The 19,379-nt window shown below is 41.6% G+C and carries 18 protein-coding genes; 9 read left to right on the top strand and 9 right to left on the bottom strand.

Going from position 1 to position 19,379, the window contains the following annotated elements:
* Positions 1-559 precede the first annotated feature (559 nt).
* Complete coding sequence (gene hisS / locus VGA95_00695; protein HEX9665058.1) at positions 560-1,894, top strand: histidine--tRNA ligase; 1,335 nt, start codon at positions 560-562, stop codon at positions 1,892-1,894.
* Here the strand turns inward: hisS and sixA are convergent.
* The 3 genes from sixA to VGA95_00710 are packed head-to-tail and all read right to left on the bottom strand — an operon-like array spanning position 1,888 to position 3,386.
* Positions 1,888-2,373 (bottom strand): phosphohistidine phosphatase SixA, encoded by a 486-nt coding sequence (gene sixA, locus VGA95_00700; GenBank protein ID HEX9665059.1) that lies wholly within the window; start codon positions 2,371-2,373, stop codon positions 1,888-1,890. The genes hisS and sixA overlap by 7 nt on opposite strands.
* A 22-nt stretch (positions 2,374-2,395) precedes the next feature.
* Entirely contained in the window at positions 2,396-2,926 is a 531-nt protein-coding gene (locus VGA95_00705) for a superoxide dismutase family protein (GenBank protein ID HEX9665060.1), read from the bottom strand.
* Between the two features lie 22 nt (positions 2,927-2,948).
* Positions 2,949-3,386, bottom strand: coding sequence for a hypothetical protein (locus VGA95_00710; protein ID HEX9665061.1), 438 nt, complete (start codon positions 3,384-3,386; stop codon positions 2,949-2,951).
* A gap of 541 nt (positions 3,387-3,927) precedes the next feature.
* On the opposite strand from VGA95_00710, the gene VGA95_00715 reads away from it, so the two are divergent.
* The 3 genes from VGA95_00715 to VGA95_00725 all read left to right on the top strand — a co-directional run bounded on the left by VGA95_00715 (position 3,928) and on the right by VGA95_00725 (position 7,587).
* The gene (locus tag VGA95_00715) at positions 3,928-5,187 is read left to right on the top strand and encodes an MFS transporter (GenBank protein ID HEX9665062.1); all 1,260 of its coding nucleotides are present in this window, start codon (positions 3,928-3,930) and stop codon (positions 5,185-5,187) included.
* Positions 5,188-5,257: 70 nt separating this feature from the next.
* A complete protein-coding gene (locus VGA95_00720; protein HEX9665063.1) occupies positions 5,258-6,742 on the top strand; it encodes a hypothetical protein in 1,485 nt (494 codons plus the stop codon).
* A 14-nt stretch (positions 6,743-6,756) separates the two neighbouring features.
* Positions 6,757-7,587: a hypothetical protein gene (locus tag VGA95_00725; GenBank protein ID HEX9665064.1), complete on the top strand. Its 831-nt coding sequence runs from the start codon at positions 6,757-6,759 to the stop codon at positions 7,585-7,587.
* Between the two features lie 54 nt (positions 7,588-7,641).
* Here VGA95_00725 and VGA95_00730 read toward each other — a convergent pair whose 3' ends face one another.
* The gene (locus VGA95_00730; GenBank protein ID HEX9665065.1) at positions 7,642-8,637 is read right to left on the bottom strand and encodes a zinc-binding dehydrogenase; all 996 of its coding nucleotides are present in this window, start codon (positions 8,635-8,637) and stop codon (positions 7,642-7,644) included.
* Between the two features lie 422 nt (positions 8,638-9,059).
* Here VGA95_00730 and tatB point away from each other — a divergent pair, with 422 nt between their 5' ends.
* From tatB to nuoH, 4 genes are all read left to right on the top strand, one after another.
* On the top strand, positions 9,060-9,305 hold the full coding sequence (tatB, locus tag VGA95_00735; protein ID HEX9665066.1) for a Sec-independent protein translocase protein TatB: 246 nt from the start codon (positions 9,060-9,062) through the stop codon (positions 9,303-9,305).
* 115 nt (positions 9,306-9,420) lie between these two features.
* Positions 9,421-10,023: a 50S ribosomal protein L11 methyltransferase gene (locus VGA95_00740; GenBank protein HEX9665067.1), complete on the top strand. Its 603-nt coding sequence runs from the start codon at positions 9,421-9,423 to the stop codon at positions 10,021-10,023.
* 110 nt (positions 10,024-10,133) lie between these two features.
* On the top strand, positions 10,134-11,726 hold the full coding sequence (locus VGA95_00745; protein HEX9665068.1) for a molybdopterin-dependent oxidoreductase: 1,593 nt from the start codon (positions 10,134-10,136) through the stop codon (positions 11,724-11,726).
* A gap of 27 nt (positions 11,727-11,753) precedes the next feature.
* Complete coding sequence (gene nuoH, locus VGA95_00750) at positions 11,754-12,800, top strand: NADH-quinone oxidoreductase subunit NuoH (GenBank protein ID HEX9665069.1); 1,047 nt, start codon at positions 11,754-11,756, stop codon at positions 12,798-12,800.
* A 101-nt stretch (positions 12,801-12,901) separates the two neighbouring features.
* Here the strand turns inward: nuoH and VGA95_00755 are convergent, their stop codons facing one another.
* Positions 12,902-14,095 (bottom strand): acetyl-CoA C-acetyltransferase, encoded by a 1,194-nt coding sequence (locus VGA95_00755; protein ID HEX9665070.1) that lies wholly within the window; start codon positions 14,093-14,095, stop codon positions 12,902-12,904.
* Positions 14,096-14,482: 387 nt separating this feature from the next.
* On the opposite strand from VGA95_00755, the gene VGA95_00760 reads away from it, so the two are divergent.
* On the top strand, positions 14,483-15,592 hold the full coding sequence (locus tag VGA95_00760) for a D-alanine--D-alanine ligase family protein (protein HEX9665071.1): 1,110 nt from the start codon (positions 14,483-14,485) through the stop codon (positions 15,590-15,592).
* A gap of 283 nt (positions 15,593-15,875) precedes the next feature.
* Here VGA95_00760 and VGA95_00765 read toward each other — a convergent pair whose 3' ends face one another.
* The 4 genes from VGA95_00765 to VGA95_00780 form a co-directional block, all read right to left on the bottom strand.
* Entirely contained in the window at positions 15,876-16,781 is a 906-nt protein-coding gene (locus tag VGA95_00765) for a DMT family transporter (protein HEX9665072.1), read from the bottom strand.
* A gap of 29 nt (positions 16,782-16,810) precedes the next feature.
* Entirely contained in the window at positions 16,811-17,746 is a 936-nt protein-coding gene (locus VGA95_00770; GenBank protein ID HEX9665073.1) for a bile acid:sodium symporter family protein, read from the bottom strand.
* A gap of 382 nt (positions 17,747-18,128) precedes the next feature.
* Positions 18,129-18,551 carry a biopolymer transporter ExbD gene (locus tag VGA95_00775; GenBank protein ID HEX9665074.1) on the bottom strand — a complete coding sequence of 141 codons (423 nt, stop codon included), beginning with the start codon at positions 18,549-18,551 and terminating at the stop codon, positions 18,129-18,131.
* On the bottom strand, positions 18,548-19,204 hold the full coding sequence (locus VGA95_00780) for a MotA/TolQ/ExbB proton channel family protein (protein ID HEX9665075.1): 657 nt from the start codon (positions 19,202-19,204) through the stop codon (positions 18,548-18,550). The genes VGA95_00775 and VGA95_00780 overlap by 4 nt, the downstream gene beginning before the upstream one ends.
* Positions 19,205-19,379: the final 175 nt, after the last annotated feature.

Consider the following 19,379-nt stretch of genomic DNA (forward strand, 5'->3'; position numbering starts at 1 on the left):
CATGATAATAAGCTCCTGGACATTGAATTCTTCGCGGGCGAGACATTTAATAGAAGTTTAGATAAAGATGATAATTAGTCAACAAAAGATTTGACCCCTGACTTTTTTTAAGTAGTTTAAATTATTTTATTTTTGTTCTTCTACCCTTCTATTTTTTAAATCAACATTGATACTTTTCTCATCAAGATCTTCCTCTTTCTTGCCATCTTTCTTTTTTTCATTATCAATTAAAAGATAACTGGAGGACTAAAGTCCTCCGCTACATGTGTATTCACTGCTGGAAACCGATCCTACGATCAATCCGTCTGCCTCCCCTTTACCAAAGGAGAGAAGCAAATGACACCTCGTGGGAATTGCTTTGCGGGAGCGTAATTGGTGGAAGGAGGAGATTGCTTCGTCCCAGATCCTGAATCTAATTCAGGACTGGTTTCTCGCAATGACACTTTCGTGGATTCGCGATTACGCTTGTGCCCGAATCCTTCAATTCGGTATTCTTCGCGAATGACAGGCCGTGAGATTGCTTCGCAGGAGCCTGTACTGAGTGAGTCGAAGTGCTCAAATGACAAGTTTTATAAATTTGAGCACTCTTATTCAGTGTGATAGAATCCAAGCAATCATGAAGGTCAGATCGATAAGGGGCTTTAATGACATACTGCCTGAGACGACGAAGAGATGGCATTTCATAGAGGAAGCGGCTAGAAAAACATTTGAGCTATATGGCTTTTCCGAAATAAGGACTCCTGTAGTTGAATTTACGGAAATATTTGCAAGGAGTATAGGAACAACAACTGATATAGTCGAAAAGGAGATGTATACATTTAAAGATAGAGATGGTTCATCTATCACACTTCGCCCAGAATGTACTGCCGGTGTCGTCAGGGCATTCATAGAGAATTCCGTATATGCCAAGTCACCGATCGCAAAGTTCTACTACCTGGGCATGATGTTTAGACACGAAAGGCCCCAGAAGGGACGGTACAGAGGGTTTAATCAGATTGGTGCAGAATTATTTGGGACAAAGAACCCGTATGCAGATGCCGAAATAATTAATATGCTATGGGAGTTTCTCAAAACAATTGGAGTAATCGGCTTGCTCAGGCTTGAGATAAGCTCTCTGGGGGATGAAAATTGCCGGCCATTGTATATAAAAAAGCTAGTCGATTTCTTCAAACCACTGAGGAATGTCCTCTGTGAGAATTGTCAGAGGAGGCTTGAACTGAATCCACTGAGAATACTTGATTGCAAAGAAAAAAGATGCAAGGAAATTTCACGAGACGCTCCTTCAATGCTTGATAGTCTCTGCACCGAATGTACGGATCACTTTGAGCGAGTTAAAAGCTCTTTGGACGGCTTCGGTATTAATTTTGTAATAAACTCGAGGATCGTAAGGGGCCTCGACTACTACACTCGCACCGTTTTCGAAATTACAACAGAAAAACTTGGCGCCCAAAATGCAGTAGCAGCAGGAGGTAGATATGACGGTCTTGTAGAAGAATTGGGCGGACCGCCAACACCTGCAATCGGGTTCTCGATAGGAATGGAAAGATTAGTATCGCTACACGAGCTGATAGCTCCAGAAGGGTTTCAAAAAGAAGTGGATGTCTTCATTGCCTTCATAGGCGAGAAAACAAAAAACCCGGCGTTTCAATTAGCATATAACCTGAGGAAGCAAGGTGTATCGGTAGAAATGGACTATGAAAACAAAAGCCTCAAGGGCCAGCTCAAGAGGGCAGATAAACTTGGTGCTAAATTCACGGTAATTGTAGGAGAAGAAGAGCTAGGAAGGGGCAAAGTAAAGTTAAGAAATATGAAAGTAAGCCTCGAGGAGGAAATCGATATAGGGGATGTGACAGAATTGGAAACAAAGATTAAAACACAATTCAATCATCAATAAAGGTCTCCTGGAGACAGAACCCACTTAACTATCCATCCATTACCCGGACTGGGAAATTTAAGTGAGTCATCCCGGGTCAAACAAACGACAGTTCCTGGCTGAAAGCTTACTACTGGACGCTCAGGATCGGAAATAACTAAAAGACTTAAAAGTCTCGAAAGAAATGGTAGATGTCCTACAAGCATCAGTGATTTCTCTTCCGAGCAAAGCAAATCTGCGATTGGATCGACAGCGTCATTTGGAGCAAGTCCTTCAATAGTCTTAACTTTATCGAATATGGACAAACCTGTTGCTATTATCTCAGCGGTTTCTATTGCTCTTAATTTTTCACTACAGTTAATCTCTTCGGGTCGAATCCCCAGTTTACTTAAAAAGGTAGCCACTCGTTCTACGCTCTGTTTCCCCTCCACTGATAGTGGCCTTAGGGGATCCTCTAATTCGCCTTTTGCTTCGCCATGCCTTACCAGATAAAAGTACATGGAATTATCAAAGAAAATAAAATCACTTCACTCTCTTAATTACGCCGCATGCTATCCGGGCTCCAGCATCGCCGGCAGGATCGGTGATTTGGTCGTCTTTCCCAGCATGAATCACAAGTGCAGCACCATCAGGATTGAAAAGAGAGTTTTTGCCAGATCCCAAGGAGGCGAGGGGTGCGAGTACAACCTTTGAAGCGGTGCCATCAGGTCCCACAAGCAAATTAGGCATGTCTCCAACGTGTGCTCCTTCGCGGTTTTTTAAGCCATGTTTCCTTTCAAAGGGGTTGAAGTGTCCGCCTGCAGATTTGAAATCATGCGTTTCACATTTTCCGACGGCATGAATATGAATACCATGAAGTCCCGGCGGCATATCATGTACTTGAACAGATATTTCAACACCGTCAGGCCCCTCTATAAAGGTTGCATACCCAACGGTTTTTCCTTGATTATTTATTAGCCTGGTAGCAGCCATTTTTGATTCTGCCCGTAAGTCGGTGAGACCAGCCATAAGAAATAAGAGGATTGTAAAAATTAAAGAAAAGAATTTTACCATTATATACCTCCTAGTTTAGTTACTAACTGAACTCTATTTTTCTAAAACATTTACCACAAAACTTTATTCCTTTATAAAGATCTGCTCCACACTCACACCTCCCTACGACGATTGGCTTCGCAAGCTGTTTTAAGCTGCCGAGCTCTTTTTGAGCGTTTAAATGCACGACCCGCAACTCTTGTTGCCTTTCTTCAATTTCATCCTCGAGACTAGAGATATCCATACATTTCGATCTTAAGCTTTCCTCGTTGAATTTATTATTGTGCTTGTACATCCTGTACACCGCATTGCCCACATCCTCTATATTTCTCCTCCTCTTCGTCCTGAGTTTCTTGATTTGATTCTTGATCTTCAATGTTTCATAGGCTTCTTTAGACCAAATATTTACGATTCTCAGGCCTTTGTTTAATCCCTCTCTCAATTTGGTAAGAAGATCGGAAGTTTCATTTGTCTCAGCCATAGATATCTCCTTACGATTTATTGAATCTTTGATGATTACTGATTTCGTCCAGAAAGACTACTATATTACCTTACCACACACTTCTTACTTAATTAATAACGATGCGGCAAGCTGCAGGGTATCAGCACATAAACAAACACTCTCTTCAGTCAACGTGAGGAGCCCTGAGTCCTTTGACAACTCAGGAAAAACCCCGTCGAAGGAGACGAACCAATCTAAAACAGAAAACAAAAGAGGAGATTGCTTCAATTTGCTTTGCAAATTTCGCAAATGACTCCGTGACCTACCCGAAGGGGGAAGTTGTCTAAAATCTCATAGGGTAAGCCCGGCAGTCCCTTCGACAAACTCAGGGCAGGCTTGCCGGCGGATTCGCGAAAAATTGATATCTAATAATATACATTATTACGCATAAACATTAAGGCATATTTCCAGGTATGATTAAGTCCCTTGAGCCTAAAACTCGAGAATATTTCATATTACCTAGATGTGCAAAATTACTTCCATTTTGGTAGCAACTTAGCAAAAATTACAGAGAGTTATAGTGTTAAGAAAGAAAATCTTCTATGGTTGGTACATCGTCGGAGCATCCCTGATTTTAATCATCATGGATGGACTTCTTCTCTATTCCTTTGGCGTATTCCTGCCTTTCTTAAATGAAGAGTTCGGTTTTTCCAGAGCAATGGGTTCCTCGATATTCTCATTAAGATCCTTTGTGCTCGCCTTCTCCTTGACTCTGGCTGGAAAACTCGTGGATAAGTATGACCCTCGAAAGGTAGTGCTAGCAGGGGGTATAATCGCTGCTCTCGGAGTATTTTCATCAGGACTCGCAACGAAGGGCTGGCAGCTCTATTTGACATACGGTCTGCTGATTGGACTCGGAGACGGAGTTTTATACATAACCTGTGTTGCCGTAGTAAGCAGATGGTTTGTAAAGAAAAGAGCGCTTGCGATAGGAATCATAACAACTGGGATCCCACTTAGTGGACTCATTACGAACCCTCTCACCGCATGGCTAATCTCAAGCTTCGGAGTAAGAGATGCATTCTTCTCGCTTGCCGGAATTATCATGATCTCCATTCTCTCGGCATTGCTGTTAAGGGGTTATCCAGCAGATAAGAACCTAAAGCCTTACGGTGAGGAGAATGGAGATAGGTCAAAAACTCAGCCAATTCAGAGCAAAATTAAAAATAATGATGACTGGAAGGCGCTGGAGGCAATTTCTACACCTACCTTCTGGTTTATGTATTCCATGTACTTTCTAAGTTTTACTACATTTCTAATCGTAGTCATACATCTATTTAACTTCGCAATTGATTTAGGAATCCCTCCTCTTGTAGCTTCCGGTGCTCCCGCAGCTATTGGGATTGGAAGTTTAGTCGGGAGAATTGTTCTTTCGGCACTACTGACAGAAGTGATACACACCACTAAGGTTCTACTCATATGCTTCCTGTTTCAGGGAAGCTCTATTCTACTGATACTCGGATTTGGAGAAATCTGGTCATTCTATTTATTCGGACTACTGTTTGGATTTTTCTATAGCGGCACTGTCCCTATCTTCCCGACACTGCTAGGAAGATTCTTTGGGCTAAGCGCACTCGGAACTATTTACGGATTCTTTGGCACCTCGTATTCGGTGGCTGCAATAGGAGGACCTCTAATTGCAGGGTACATACACGATGTGACAGGCACATACCTTTACTCATTTATTCTTGCCGTAGTCTTTTGCTATATGGCAGCATCATTGAGTTTCTTCATAAAGAAGCCTAGGAAGCTTAGGGGAGAAGTAGCTACAGTCGCTTAATACTTGCAAGACCTCCAAACTAGGTTATGAGGAATTCAATCAGGTTTGAAGTAAAATTATTTTGTAAACTATGTACCAGAATACGACTACAGACATTTGCGAAGCCGCCGAGAAATTTCTCAAGGCATTGAATCTCGAAAAATATAACATTCTTTCGGGCTTGAAATCAGAAAGTAATCTAGACTATATATTCAGAAATTATTCTGACTTCCTGGACCCCGGACCTTTTTTGTCAATTAAAGCAATACACGCTCACAATGAAAAAGAAGAGAAAGGATTGAGGTTAATGCTATCCTTTTTGGCAAGAACCTTTATCGAGGGCAGGTCAGCAAAGTTAAGAGACCAAATTCTAAATACCGAAAGTAGGGCATCAATCATTTATAACAAAAGATCTATTCACTATAGATCTATTATGTACGAGATAAAAAACGAACCGAAGAGATCAAATAGGGAAGAACTAAATAGGAAGAGACAGGAAATCGTCTTAAGTCTCAATCCACTGTATCTCAAATTATTAGAAACTTTTAATAAAGATTCAGAGGAGCTAGGCTTTCCAACATATATTAGACTGCGCGATGACTCAGAGGGCATAGGGCTCAGTAAATTAAGGGAAGAAGCAAAGCTTTTTTTGAGTGATACAGAGTATATTTATAGGGATCTGCTCAAGTGGTTTCTCCTGAGGCGTATGGAACTGAAACTGGAAGACGTGAATTTGAACGATCTTCATTACTTATTTAGCTCATTCGAATTGAGATCCAATTTCCCTAAATCGCTATTAGAAATAATCGCAAAAAGTCTGCTCTCGGAAATGAATATACAGTTTGCCAGCAGCATAAAAACAGATTCTGAGAAGAGAAATGGGAAAGTTCCAGGATCATTTTGCCTTCCAATAGAAGTCCCAAACAAGATTCTGTGTTCAATAAACCCGATTGGAGGGGTCGAGGATTATGAATCCTTCTTTCAAACACTGGGAAAAGCATTATGTTATGCTTACACCGAACCAGACGAATCCTTCGAATTCAGAATGCTCAGGGAATCGACGTATTTAGCGATCTTTTCTCATTTATTTAAAAATCTGATATATCAACCCAAGTGGATAAAAAAATACTTAAAACTTGACCCGGGTAGCGACTTTTTGGAATTCATGCATTTAAGACAGCTAATGACCCTGAGATATTACTGCGGGAAACTTATCTATGAGTTTTTAATTCATGAAAACGATGAACATCAAAATAGGTCGGAATATTACTCACAAATCCTGAAGGAAGCTATATTGGCTAAACATGATGAAGCGGATTACCTAATCGATACTGAACCATTCTTCGATTCGGCTGTTTATCTTAGATCGAGCTTCATTGAGGCTAGTTTTAGACCTTTCTTAAGAGAGGCTTTTGATGAGGAGTGGTGGAGGAAAAAAGAGGCTGGAAATTTATTTCTTAACTTGTGGAAAGATGGAGGCAGGATGACATCAAAAGATATCGCCGAGAAATGTGGAATAAAAGAAATAGATTCAACCCAACTGTTAACTAATTTTCAACAAATTTTTGGGTCATAATTTAGTAGTTCTAAATGAGCACTGGTATCTTCTATAGCCACATATTTAAGACAAGCCCGGGCCCTGTGGTCGGGCCGAAATTCATCAATTTCCCCGAATTGCTCGATGGAGTTCTACGATTACCGAACGTAAGACTATTTGAGCATGAACCTGTGACAGAGGATTTGCTTCTAAAATTTCACACCAGGGAAATGATCGAGAATCTCAGAAAAAGATCGTATGGGAAAAATGCATTCCTCTCAGTGGGAGCCTGTATTGCGGCTACGAAAATGATTATGGGTGGAGAATTAAAGAACGGTCTGCTATTCAACAGTGCCTCTGGACACCATGCTGGACGAACATCGGCATGGGGAGGGACTTACATAAACTGCGTTGCACCAGCCGTATATACAGCAAGAAAGACACCTGGTATTGAGAAATTTGTCCTTCTTGATACCGACTGTCATCATGGAGACGGCGATAGGGATATGTTTGAAAATGACGATTCATTTTTTCATATCTGTTTCTGTGACTCGGATTTTGAGAGCGAAACAAATAAATGTGTTGGTGTGGGTTGGAGTTCAACCGATGAAAATTATCTTAGTCTGATAAAGACTGAATTCATGCCTCGAGCTAGAAGCTTTAAGCCCGAGATGATATTTCACTTTCTGGGCCATGATACTTGCCGGGGTGACTATGGAGATATTGGATTAACTGAGGGATTTTTTATTGAACTCGTAAGAGTAGTAAAAGAGTTCTCGGAAGAGGTTTGTAAAGGCAGGTATTTAATAATTACGGGCGGGGGCTCACGTCGAGATGTCGCGGAATACATATTTCCAAAGATTGCCGAAATTCTGGCAAGTTAAAATAAAGATGCAGGATGCAAGATTCAGGATGCAGGATGCAGGATGCATCGTGCATCATGGATTCAAAATCACCTTTCCAAACTGACTCCTCTCCTCCAAGAGCTTTTGCGCGATAGCCGCCTCTTTTAAAGGAAAAGTCCTATCTATCACAGGGCGAATAGTTTTCTGAGAAACCAAATTCATAACACTGATCAAATTATTCCTTGGCGCATTAAACACTGTCACTCCAAAAATGGAAACGTCTTTCATAATTATCGGCCCGAAATTTATTGTAGCTGAACCCCCACCAACAACTCCCACCAACAGAAGCCTCCCTTTTGGAGAAAGAGCTTGTATATTTTTTTCCCATACCGAGGCCCCAATTTGGTCGAATATAACGTCAACACCCTTATTATTGGTTATTTTCTTCACTTCTTCCGAAAAGTCTAACCTATTGTAATTTACGGTTTCATCCGCCCCAAGTTCCTTAGCCTTTGAAAGCTTCTCGTCAGTGCCCGCCGTAGCAATTACCTCCGCGCCTGAGAGTTTTGCAAGCTGCACTGCTGCGCTTCCAGTACCGCTCCCTGCTGCATGAACAAGTACAATTTCACCCCGTTTTAACCCTGCCCGTTCAAATAGACCATACCAGGCAGTGACGTAACATATCGGAAGGGTTGAAGCATCATCATATGACAGGTCATCGGGTATGGGAACAACATTCGATGCAGGTACTTTCACGTACTCCGCAAACCCGCCATAAAGATTTACACCTATTACCTTAGGGGGGCCGCCTGACTTCAGCGTCGGATCTATGACAACTCTTGTCCCTATCTTCAAGTCTTTAACATTCATCCCAACCTCTGCCACATCTCCGGCAATATCCACACCCCCGATATGGGGGAGGTCAACTGGCCTCGGAGATTTACCCGATCTCAATCGCAAATCCAATTGGTTTAAAGAAGAAGCCTTCACTCTCACGACTACTTCATCACCTCCTGCTTTAGGATCAGGCACATCCTCGTATCTCAGGACTTCAACGCCTCCAAACTCATGATATCTAATTGCCTTCATACAAGGCCCTCCTTATTTGCTACTCAGTATTTTTATTTCAAAAATATTGAATGGCTAAGATATTACATGCAGCGCAATAATATATCTGATTTTTATAGATCACTTAATTTTTTTAAAAAACCGGACAAAGAATGGGGGAGTAAAGTCCTCCCCTAAACACCCTCCAACTTTCACCCTCCCCTCCTTCGCTTTTTCTCAGGACATGCACAAGCGGGGGAGACAATATTCTCTTCCCCCTTGAGGGGGGAAGATTGAGATGAGGGCTGGGGTTGGAAAACCCCGCCCATCTGACACGAATGACAGAATAAAACGAAGAAGACATTCCCCTAAGATCAGAATCATTGAATAAGATGGATTAATGTGCTACTTTTTTGATTAGGAGAAAATCAATCACTCACACAATCGATTGATATAATAGTCCAATGTTCGGTATAGGAACAGGTGAAATTCTAATAATACTTTTAATTGCCCTTCTTGTCCTTGGGCCGAATGAAATACCTAAGGTTGCCAGAACTATTGGAAAGACGATGAGAGACCTACAGAGGACCAAAGATGAAATAAGACAGTCAATCGACAAGGAGTTTGAAGACATTGATGAGAACAAGAAGACACCTGAAAAAAGTGCAGAAGAGAATAAGGGAGTAAAACAGCAGGATAGATTGGTTTGAAACCAATGAGTTTGCGAAAAGACTATCCTCTTTACTATTGCACACCTTAGAAATTGACATCTCCAAGTTTAAGGCTCAATCCTTAAACAAATAATCAAGACGCAATCAGACCTAGATGACCAAAAAACAGAGCAGAGTCCCATTATACGAATTACACCCTCGAACTTCATTGTATCCCTTGTTACTCCCGAACGGACACGAAAAAACGATCGAGATAAGCCCAGGAATGGCCTTCGGCACAGGGAATCACACTACAACCATCCTTTGCATAAAGATGTTGGAACATATGCTCAAAGAAACAAAAATAGAAAAGGTCTTAGACGTGGGATGTGGAAGCGGAATTCTCGCAATCTGCGCAGTTGCTCTCGGAGCAAAGACTGCTCAGGGTTTTGATATAAAGATATCGGTGGTGAATGAAGCCAGAGAAAACATCGCCAAAAACGGACTTTCTTCAAGAATAGAAGTTCATCGGGGAACTATAGAGACCATTAATGATAAGTTTGATCTCATCACAGCTAACATATTAATAGATTTAATTAACTTAATCAGTGATGACCTTGCTTCCAGGATGAAACAAGATGGATTTCTTATAATCTCCGGTTTTAAGAATGAACATAGGAATGATGTAATTAAGAAGTTTACCGATAAAGCCTTAATACCAATAAAACAGTTAGCCGATGACGAGTGGAGCGCACTATTGCTTAGGAAGTTAGAATAATTAATGTTATGTTTAGCAGTAAAACAAGCTAGCCTCATACTCTTACTTACAACTTGCTTATAAAATATAGTCGGATACAATTTTTGTCTACACTCAATTAAGGAAATCCAGTGCCAAAGCTCACAATAGATGGAAAAGAAGTTGAGGTCGAAGACGGTTTAAACCTCATTCAGGCTGCATCACGCATTGGTGTTGAAGTTCCACACTTCTGCTACCATCCAGCCTTAAGTATTGTAGCACAGTGCAGGCAGTGTCTTGTCGAAGTCGAAGGTGTGCCGAAGGTAATGCCTGCCTGCAACACCTTTGTTAGAGATGGTCTCATCGTTAAAACAAATTCTGAAAAGGCAATCAACGCAAGAAAGGCAACTGTCGAATTTACCCTGATTAACCATCCTCTAGACTGCCCGATATGTGATAAGGGTGGAGAGTGTCCATTACAACTTACCGCATTCACTCACGGGCCGGGGTACAGCAGATTCGACGGACCGGAAGAGAAAAGGGTGAGGAAAAAGTATTACCTAAGCGAAAAAATATTATATGATCCAAACCGCTGCATAATGTGCACAAGATGTGTGAGATTTACAGACGAGATCACTAAGACAGGAGAGTTAGGATTCGAAGGGCGTGCATTCAGAAAGAGGATCGTTGTCTTTCCTGGAAAAAATCTAGACAATGAATTAGCAGGCAATGTTATCGACCTCTGCCCGGTTGGTGCGCTACTCAACAAAGAAACCCTCCACGAAGAAAGGGTTTGGTACTGGAAGTTTACCGATACGGTTTGCCCCCTATGCAGTAACGGTTGCAATATAACGGTTGGGGTTGATCCACGGATGGGTCGGGTTTCAAGGGTTCGTCCGAGGACTAATCTTGAAGTGAATAACTACTGGATTTGTGATAGAGGCAGATACAATTTTAAAGCTATACAAACTGGAAGGCGTCTTAAAGATCCAATTATCAGAACAGGTGAAGGCTTTGAGATCACAACATGGGAAAAGGCTATCGGTTTTATTACATCTGAGATTAAACGGATCAAGAATTCCAATGAGGAAATAACATTTGTCTGCTCCCCGCTTCTTACAAATGAAGAACTCTATATGCTTAAAAAGCTTGCAGGAATCTTGGGGATTAGAAACATTTCTTCAAACATAGTTAAGTCTGAAGGTGAGAAGCAATTTGGACTAATAAGCACCGACCCTTTCCCAAATAGCACCGGTGTTAGAGACATTATTTTATCTGAGAATAATGAAGATATAAAAGGTACGATAGAAGCTATCATGGAAAGGAAAATAAAGGCTGTATATATGATAGGGGAGGACCTAGTCAACTTTATTCCTGATGAGACTAAAACGAATTTCACAGAAGCCTTGGCCAGTCTTTCACTGCTGATTGTTCAAGATTTTAAACTGAGTGGTACTGCACAGATGGCTCATGTAATTCTTCCTGGTTCTACCCCATATGAAAAGGACGGAACATTTACGAATGACAATGGCCGGGTGCAAAGGATTAAACAAGTTATCCCTCCACCCGGGAATGCAAAGCCTGATTGGGAGATTATTAAACTCATAGGAAATTCCTTTCAGGATGGAAGTTTCAATTACTCAAATCCGTCTCAAATCATGCTTGAGATATCCGAGAAAATTCCTTCTTACAAAGGAATAAGCTACGATAAAATCAGCTCATTCGGGATTAACAAGAACAGTTAATATTGGTATTCAAAGAAAGGAGAATCAATGCTCTGGATTGATATAGGCATATCCTTTGTAAAAGTGGCCTTGTTGTTATTTGCAGTATTAACACTAGTTGCCTATTTAACCTTTGCCGAGAGGAGAGTCAGCGCATTTATTCAAGACAGGTTGGGTCCGAACCGAGTAGGTCCATTTGGACTACTTCAACCCCTTGCCGATGGTCTAAAGTTTATATTTAAAGAAGATATAATCCCTCAACAAGCGTATAAGCCGTTATATATTCTTGCCCCTGCATTCGCTTTTATTACGGCAATCATAGCCCTTGCAGTGATTCCTATAGGGGAAGGTTTTAACACAACAATCTTCGGTCTATTAGAGGAACCGACCTATGTAAGATTCCAAATCGCTGATATTAATGTCGGTCTTATATATGTGTTCGCTATAGGATCTTTAGGGGTATACGGTATAGTGATTGGAGGATGGGCTTCAAACAGCAAATACTCACTGCTGGGAGCGCTCCGATCCGCTGCGCAGATGATCAGTTATGAGGTCCCTCTCACCCTGTCAGTTTTAGGTGTCATAATTCTTGCAGGATCATTCAAACTAACCGAAATAATACATGCACAGTCTAATCTTTGGTATGTTGTGCCACAGGCTTTGGGTTTTCTCGTCTTTCTGGTTTCATCCTTCGCAGAAACAAACCGGCTACCGTTTGACATGCCGGAAGCGGAGCCAGAAATCGTTGCGGGTTATCATACAGAATACAGCAGCATGAAATTTGCGATGTTCTTCATGGCCGAATATGCACATATGATAGTCGTCTCATCCCTTATGGTTTGCCTATTTTTAGGCGGGTGGTATCCACTACCGTTAGGAGGATGGTGGGGAATAGACATCGAAAGATACTGGTTTTTACCTCCAATTGTGTTTGTGGGAAAGGTCTTTTTCTTTTTGTTCCTTTTTATATGGGTGAGGTGGACCATTCCCAGATTCCGCTACGATCAGGTTATGGGACTCGGCTGGAAAGTCCTCTTTCCCCTTGCGGTCCTAAACATAATAGGCACAAGCGCAGTTGTCGTTTATTTACAGTAGTGGCACGTTGCAACGTGCCACTACCGATTTTAGGATTGGCCTTAATGATAAAAAAATATGACCCCCCGAAGGTTCATACCTCCAGGAGGTTTGGTTTTCGATTATTTTACCTTTTCTACAATCATAGCAATCCCCATTCCACCACCTATACAAAGGGAAGCAAGGCCTACTTTTGCCTTTTTCCTCTTGTGTAACTCATGTATTAATTTTGTTAGAAGTACCGATCCTGACGCACCGATTGGATGTCCAAGTGCTATTGCTCCACCGTTTACATTGAGCTTTTCTTCCGGAATCGGGAAATCGCTCAAGACTGCTAGAGACTGAGCGGCAAACGCTTCGTTTAATTCAACCAGATCTATATCGTCAATAGAAAGGCCAGCCTTATCCAATACCTTTTGCATGGCTGGTACTGGACCAATCCCCATGATCGAGGGTTCGACTCCAGCCACTGCATAGGCTCTGATCGAAACCAGAGGCTTAAGCCCAAGTTCTTGAGCCTTTTTCTCGGATGCAACTAGCATTGCTGCAGCTCCGTCATTTATACCGGAAGCATTCCCTGCAGTAACTGTTCCCCCAACCTTAAACACAGGGCGCAAACCTCCGAGAGCCTCGAGGGTCGTATCAGCCCTAGCGTGCTCATCCTTGACGAATGAAACTGGATCCCCTCTTCTCTGAGGGATCATTATGGGAACTATTTCATCATTAAATTTTCCTTCCTCCATAGCAGCCTTGCATTTCATCTGGCTCTTGTAAGAGAACTCGTCTTGTGCCTCCCTTGAAATGTTATACGACTCGGCGAGGTTCTCTGCCGTTACTCCCATGTGATAGTCATTAAAAATATCCCAGAGACCATCATAGACCATTCCATCCGTTATCTCTTCCTTTGGCATGCCCATCCTGTATCCATAGCGAGCCTTCATAAGATAAAATGGAGCCGCGCTCATGTTCTCGATTCCACCCGCTAAAATTAAGTCTGAATCCTCCGCCTTTATTGCCTGTGCCGCCAGAGCAACCGTTTGCAGGCCAGATCCACAAACCCTGTTCAGTGTGAATGCAGGTGTCTCAATACTGAGCCCTGAATTAAGTGCAACCTGACGGGAAGGGTTCATCCCCTGACCGGCGCTCAATATATTACCCATTATACAGTCATCAATTTCTTTAGGATCGATATCCGCCCTGCTTAAAATCTCCTTTACAACAGTTGAACCTAAAACTGTCGCAGGTATATCCTTTAAAGACCCACCAAACGCTCCTATAGCCGTTCTTAGAGGTTCACATATTACTGCCTTCTGCATGTTAAATCCCTCCTAAATTTTTGTGAATAGCTGGGATTCTACCTAAGAAAAAGGTCATTTGCAAAAAGCTGTTATATCAAAATACATAATCGTAGCAGCAACGTTCGCCCAGCCAAAAAAACAAATTCCAACGTAGGGCCCGTTCCCCGAACGGGCCTTATAAACCGGACTGATGAGGCATCAGTCCCTACATTTGTCTATATTGCCGGCGCAGTGCCACGCGGTTGCTGGGAGATTATTTTTTTAATGTAGCGGCGACCTTCAGGTCGCCACCTGTGGGAGGCTAAAGCGCTGCGCTCCATTAGATGTTAATAAATAATCCCAAAATATCTTGACATTAAAAGCTCATTAAGGTAACTCATTAAAAACCCACACAAAGGAATAATCTTGTCCAGAAGAGTAGTTGGAATAGTTTTCGGTGGCAGGTCTGTTGAGCACGAAATCTCTCTTCTATCTGCCAGGTCAATCATACAAAATATTGACTCACGCAAATTTGATATCTTCCCGATTTTTATAATGAAAGACGGTAGTTGGAGAAAGGCCTCGATAGAGGACTGGGTAGTCGGGGGTGAAATTATTATTTCTGACCTCACCTTTCTTACCCCTTCCTTAGACCCTCAGAAGCCCGTTTTTTATGAAATTGAAAATAAAAAGGTAAAACAGGAACACAAACTCGATGTCCTATTCCCAATTCTGCATGGAACATATGGAGAGGACGGAACCGTTCAAGGAATGTTTGAGCTAATGGGAATACCCTTTGTTGGATCCTCCGTGCTCGGTTCATCGGTTGGAATGGATAAGATAGCCATGAAAACAATATTTAGAGACTCCGGTATACCAGTTGTTCAATTCATTGGATTCAATAAGTCAGATTGGACAAAACAAAAAGGAATAGTTAAAAAAAGAATTCAGGGCGAAATTGGCATTCCCTGTTTTGTTAAGTCAGCAAATTTGGGCTCAAGCGTAGGCATTACGAAGGTTAAATCAGAAAATGAGCTAGACAAAGCAGTAGATTTCGCCTGTGAATTTTCAAACAAAATAATAGTGGAAAAAGCTGTTTTAAATCCTAGAGAAATTGAAGTAAGCGTCTTAGGAAACGAAGAACCAATTGCCTCATTGCCCGGAGAAATAATTCCACATAGGGAATTTTATGACTATAAAGCAAAATACACTGAGAAAGGAACAGAACTAGTCGCTCCAGCGAAACTTAATGAAGAAACAACTGAGAATATTCAAAAACTCGCAATTAAGGGATTCAAAGCAACAGATTGTTTTGGCATGGCCAGAGTAGATTTTCTCATGGAAAAAGGCACAGGAGATATTTTCGTAAGTGAGTTGAACACAATTCCCGGATTCACGCAAATAAGCATGTATCCAAAACTCTGGGAAGTCACTGGTATTAGCTATAAGGAGCTTATTTCCAGGTTAATAAATCTAGCCTTTGAAAGACATGAAAACATTAAGAAGTTGAGGACGGCTTTTAAAGATTTGTATTAAACCATAATTAGACTATCTAACAAATAAAAATAGGTATATGGAGGGCTAAAGCCCTCAGCTACTAAAATATTCGTAGCACCACACGAATGGGCCTTATAGATCGGACTGATGGGGGCGTCAGTCCCTACATTTATTGATATTGATGGCATAGTGCGCCAGGGTCGTTAAAACATCATTTTTTTTAATGTACCGGCGACCCTCGGGTCGCAATAAATCATAAATGAGAATACAAGACTAAAGTCTTCCACTACATTGAATAGTAAGTACAGTGAATCCGATATCATTATTCATGCTCAAGGACATCAGCCTTCTCCCCCCTGAAAATAACCAGGAAAACAACTCCAGTTACTATACACACTCCACCTGCAAGTTTTAGGAAAGAGGGCAAGTCGCCAAAAAAGAGATATGAAAAAAGGACGACGAAAAGCGACTCCAATGGCATTACTGCGGTAGATCGAGATACATCAAGCAACTTTATGGATTGGAACTGACTTGTTTTTGCGACAAATGCGCCAGATATACCTCCTAAAGTCATGAACAAGACATCCAGTAGACCAGGCATCTTAAATGTATTTGTGACTGTCAGGTAAATAAATACGACTACTGAAACACCGAGAGCTCTGAGGCTTGCAACCGTGAGCATATTTAAATCCTGTGCAATCTTCTTTATTAAAAAAGATAATATCGAGTAGAAAAAAGCCGAAATAAGAGCCAACAACGTCCCCATTAACAGATATCCTTCTTTTTGGTAAGAAACGATTACTGCTCCCAATATGGTTATAATGATCCCAAGAAATTCCCATCTATTTAATCTCTCACCCAAGAAGATAAAACCAAGCATCAAAGTAAACAATGTCTGCGATTTCATTAGAAACGATGTGAGAGGAGGACCAATTATCCATATCGAGGAAATCCACAAAGCAGCACCGACCGCAGTCAGAATTGAACTGTAAACAAATATCGGGAAATACCTACGGACTCCCCTGATCTCCAATCTTTGGGAAGGCAGCAAAATAACAACAAAAGAAGAACACAAAAATGCGCCAAAAAACCAGAAAAAAACAGTCGTTTCGGGACCAAATTCATCATTAATCGCTTTCCCGAATATATAGGAAAGGGACGTAAAGAACGCCGAACATATCAGGAACAAATATCCCTTTATTGGAAAACCTTTATCATTTATTCGCAATATTATGATTTTTATCCTTTGAGACCAGCTTATGAAATCTTTTCTTCTTGCCTACTCCACCACCATGCAAGTGCGGAACCAGATATATTATGCCAGACGCTGAAGATCGCAGCAGGGAGCGCTGCCAGAGCCCCGAAATATGCTCCCGCCAACGCAACCCCTAACCCTGAATTCTGCATACCTACCTCTATTGATACCGCTTTCGCCTTTTTCATGTTCATACCTGCAAGCCTAGCTAAGCCAAAACCAACAGCCAGTCCCAGGACATTATGAATTATTACAACAAGACCTGTTCTAAGTCCAACCCCAGAAATGGATTCTGCATTGGCCGCTACTATAACTCCGACAATGAAAATTATTGCAACAGAGGACAACAGGGGAAGAAATTCAACAGCGAACATGACCTTTTCTCTGTACAAGGTCTTGATTCCAAGACCAAGTGCTATTGGTAGAATAATTATTTTGATAGTAGTAATGAAGAGTTTATAAGCAGGTACGTCTATCCACTGTCCTGCATAAATGTATGTGAATAGTGGAGTCAAGACAGGGGACATGATAGTCGAAACCGAGGTCAACGTAACTGAGAGAGCGACATCTCCTCTAGCCAGAAAGGTGATTACGTTCGAAGCCGTCCCACCAGGGCACGATCCAACAAGCACCACTCCTGCTGCAAGTAAGGGTTTGAGACCGAATATATTGGAAAGAACAAATCCTGCTAAAGGCATGAATCCGTACTGGAGACAAAATCCAACGGCAACATCCAGAGGTCTGAGCAGTACTCTCTTGAAATCTTGACCACTAAGGGTGATACCCATGCCAAACATAATTACACCCAAGGCAGGCGTGATCAGATATATGAGCTTTCTGAAAGGATCAGGATAGAGGTATGTAGAGATCGAGAATCCAATTATCCAGAATGTAAAATAATTCGTGATGAGGATATTGAGAAATCTGAGGATTATCACGGCGTTATTTAAAAGGAAGCGTTTTCAATGGACGCGAAAAACTACATAAGATAATAAATGCTGTCAAACAATGTGAATCTATGCCCCCCAACCTTAATCCCCGCTCAAACGGGTGAGGAGACTGACCCATGTCCCCGTTCGCACATCTCTTCCCCCTCGAGGGGGAAGATTAAGATGGGGGGTATTAATTGTCTGGTAAATCTTCACGTTTTAATGCGGGGTTCGAAAACCCCTTCTATCCGTATCGGGAAATAATTTCACATTTAATCAATAGGGGGCGCTTTCCAGTCCCGATGAAATCCCGACTGTAAGCCGCTCCTGCGAATATAATTAATTGTTTCACTCTTAGGTCACAGATCCTGTGGACTAAAGTCCTGGCAATTCACTTCTTCTCAAATGGGGGTTGATCCACAGCTATTGCGAGCCTTGAAAAGCCGTTAGTCCTTACAGTGTCCATGGCCTCAACAACCCTGCCGTGAGTCACTAAACTATCTGCTCTTATGATTACCAGAGAATCCTTATCCTTCTTCTCTTTCAATCTCTGTGAAAGTTTCTCCAGTGTAATGACCTTATCATTCAGGTAGATTTTACCATCGGCGGTGAGATTTACTGTAAGTTCTTCAGCTTTTATGGGCTCCGCAGATGAGGCCTTCGGCAGTTTGACATTAATTCCGCCTGAGGTAACGGCAAAATTAAGAGAAAGCGCAAAGAATATGAGCAGATTAAAAACCACATCCACTATAGGGGTAAGATCAAGTGTACTGGCTAAACCCTTTTTTGGATCATCGTCTTTTCTAAATCTCATCTGACAATCTCTCGGGCCTTCTCCTTTCTGTCATTTGCAATAACAATTTCTTCCATAATGCTCATCCCTTCCTCTTCCATTTCCGCCGTGATCTCTCCAGCTTTTCCAGAAGTGTATTTGTAAGCTATAAAAGCTGGTATAGCAACCAAAAGCCCAAGGGCAGTCGTGTAAAGCGCCTCCGAAATGCCCCCTGCCAGGCTTGGAGGATTTACAATTGGTTGTTCGGCAATAACCCTAAATATCTTTATCATTCCGGATATCGTTCCCAGTAGACCCAATAGTGTGCTGACATTACTAATAGCACCGAGACCCTCGATATATCTGTAGAGATCAGTCGCCTCTTTTCTACCAGACTCCTCGATTTTTTCCTTCAGTTCATCTTTGGGTCTATCAAAATACTCAAGTGCGGTGGAAGCTATTCTTGCAATGGGCGAATCATTTGCCCTTGATAACACCCTAGCATCACCAAATTTGGCCTGGGAGATTAACTCATAAAGGGTGCTCAAAAACTGTTCGGGAATTATTTTTTTTGGTCTTAGAACCCAAATCTTTTGAAGTAAAATCGCCAGGCCCACTACTGAGCAAAGCATTATGGGATACATAAAGAATCCGCCCTTTCTAATAAACTCAAAAAAACTACTCTCCCATATCATAACAACCTCCGTATATTGACGAATAATCACAAAAATATAAGATCGACATCACTTAAAACGCACTAAAAGGATATACATTGGCTAATTCTAGGTCAATTTTGATTTACTGTTTAAATTTATCCACGACGTAATCTATCAGGAAAAAAAGTGTAATACCATCCATACCCTTTACAAT

It is taken from the genome of Thermodesulfobacteriota bacterium (genome assembly GCA_036397855.1).
Lineage (GTDB): Bacteria > Desulfobacterota_D > UBA1144 > Nemesobacterales > CSP1-2 > DASWID01.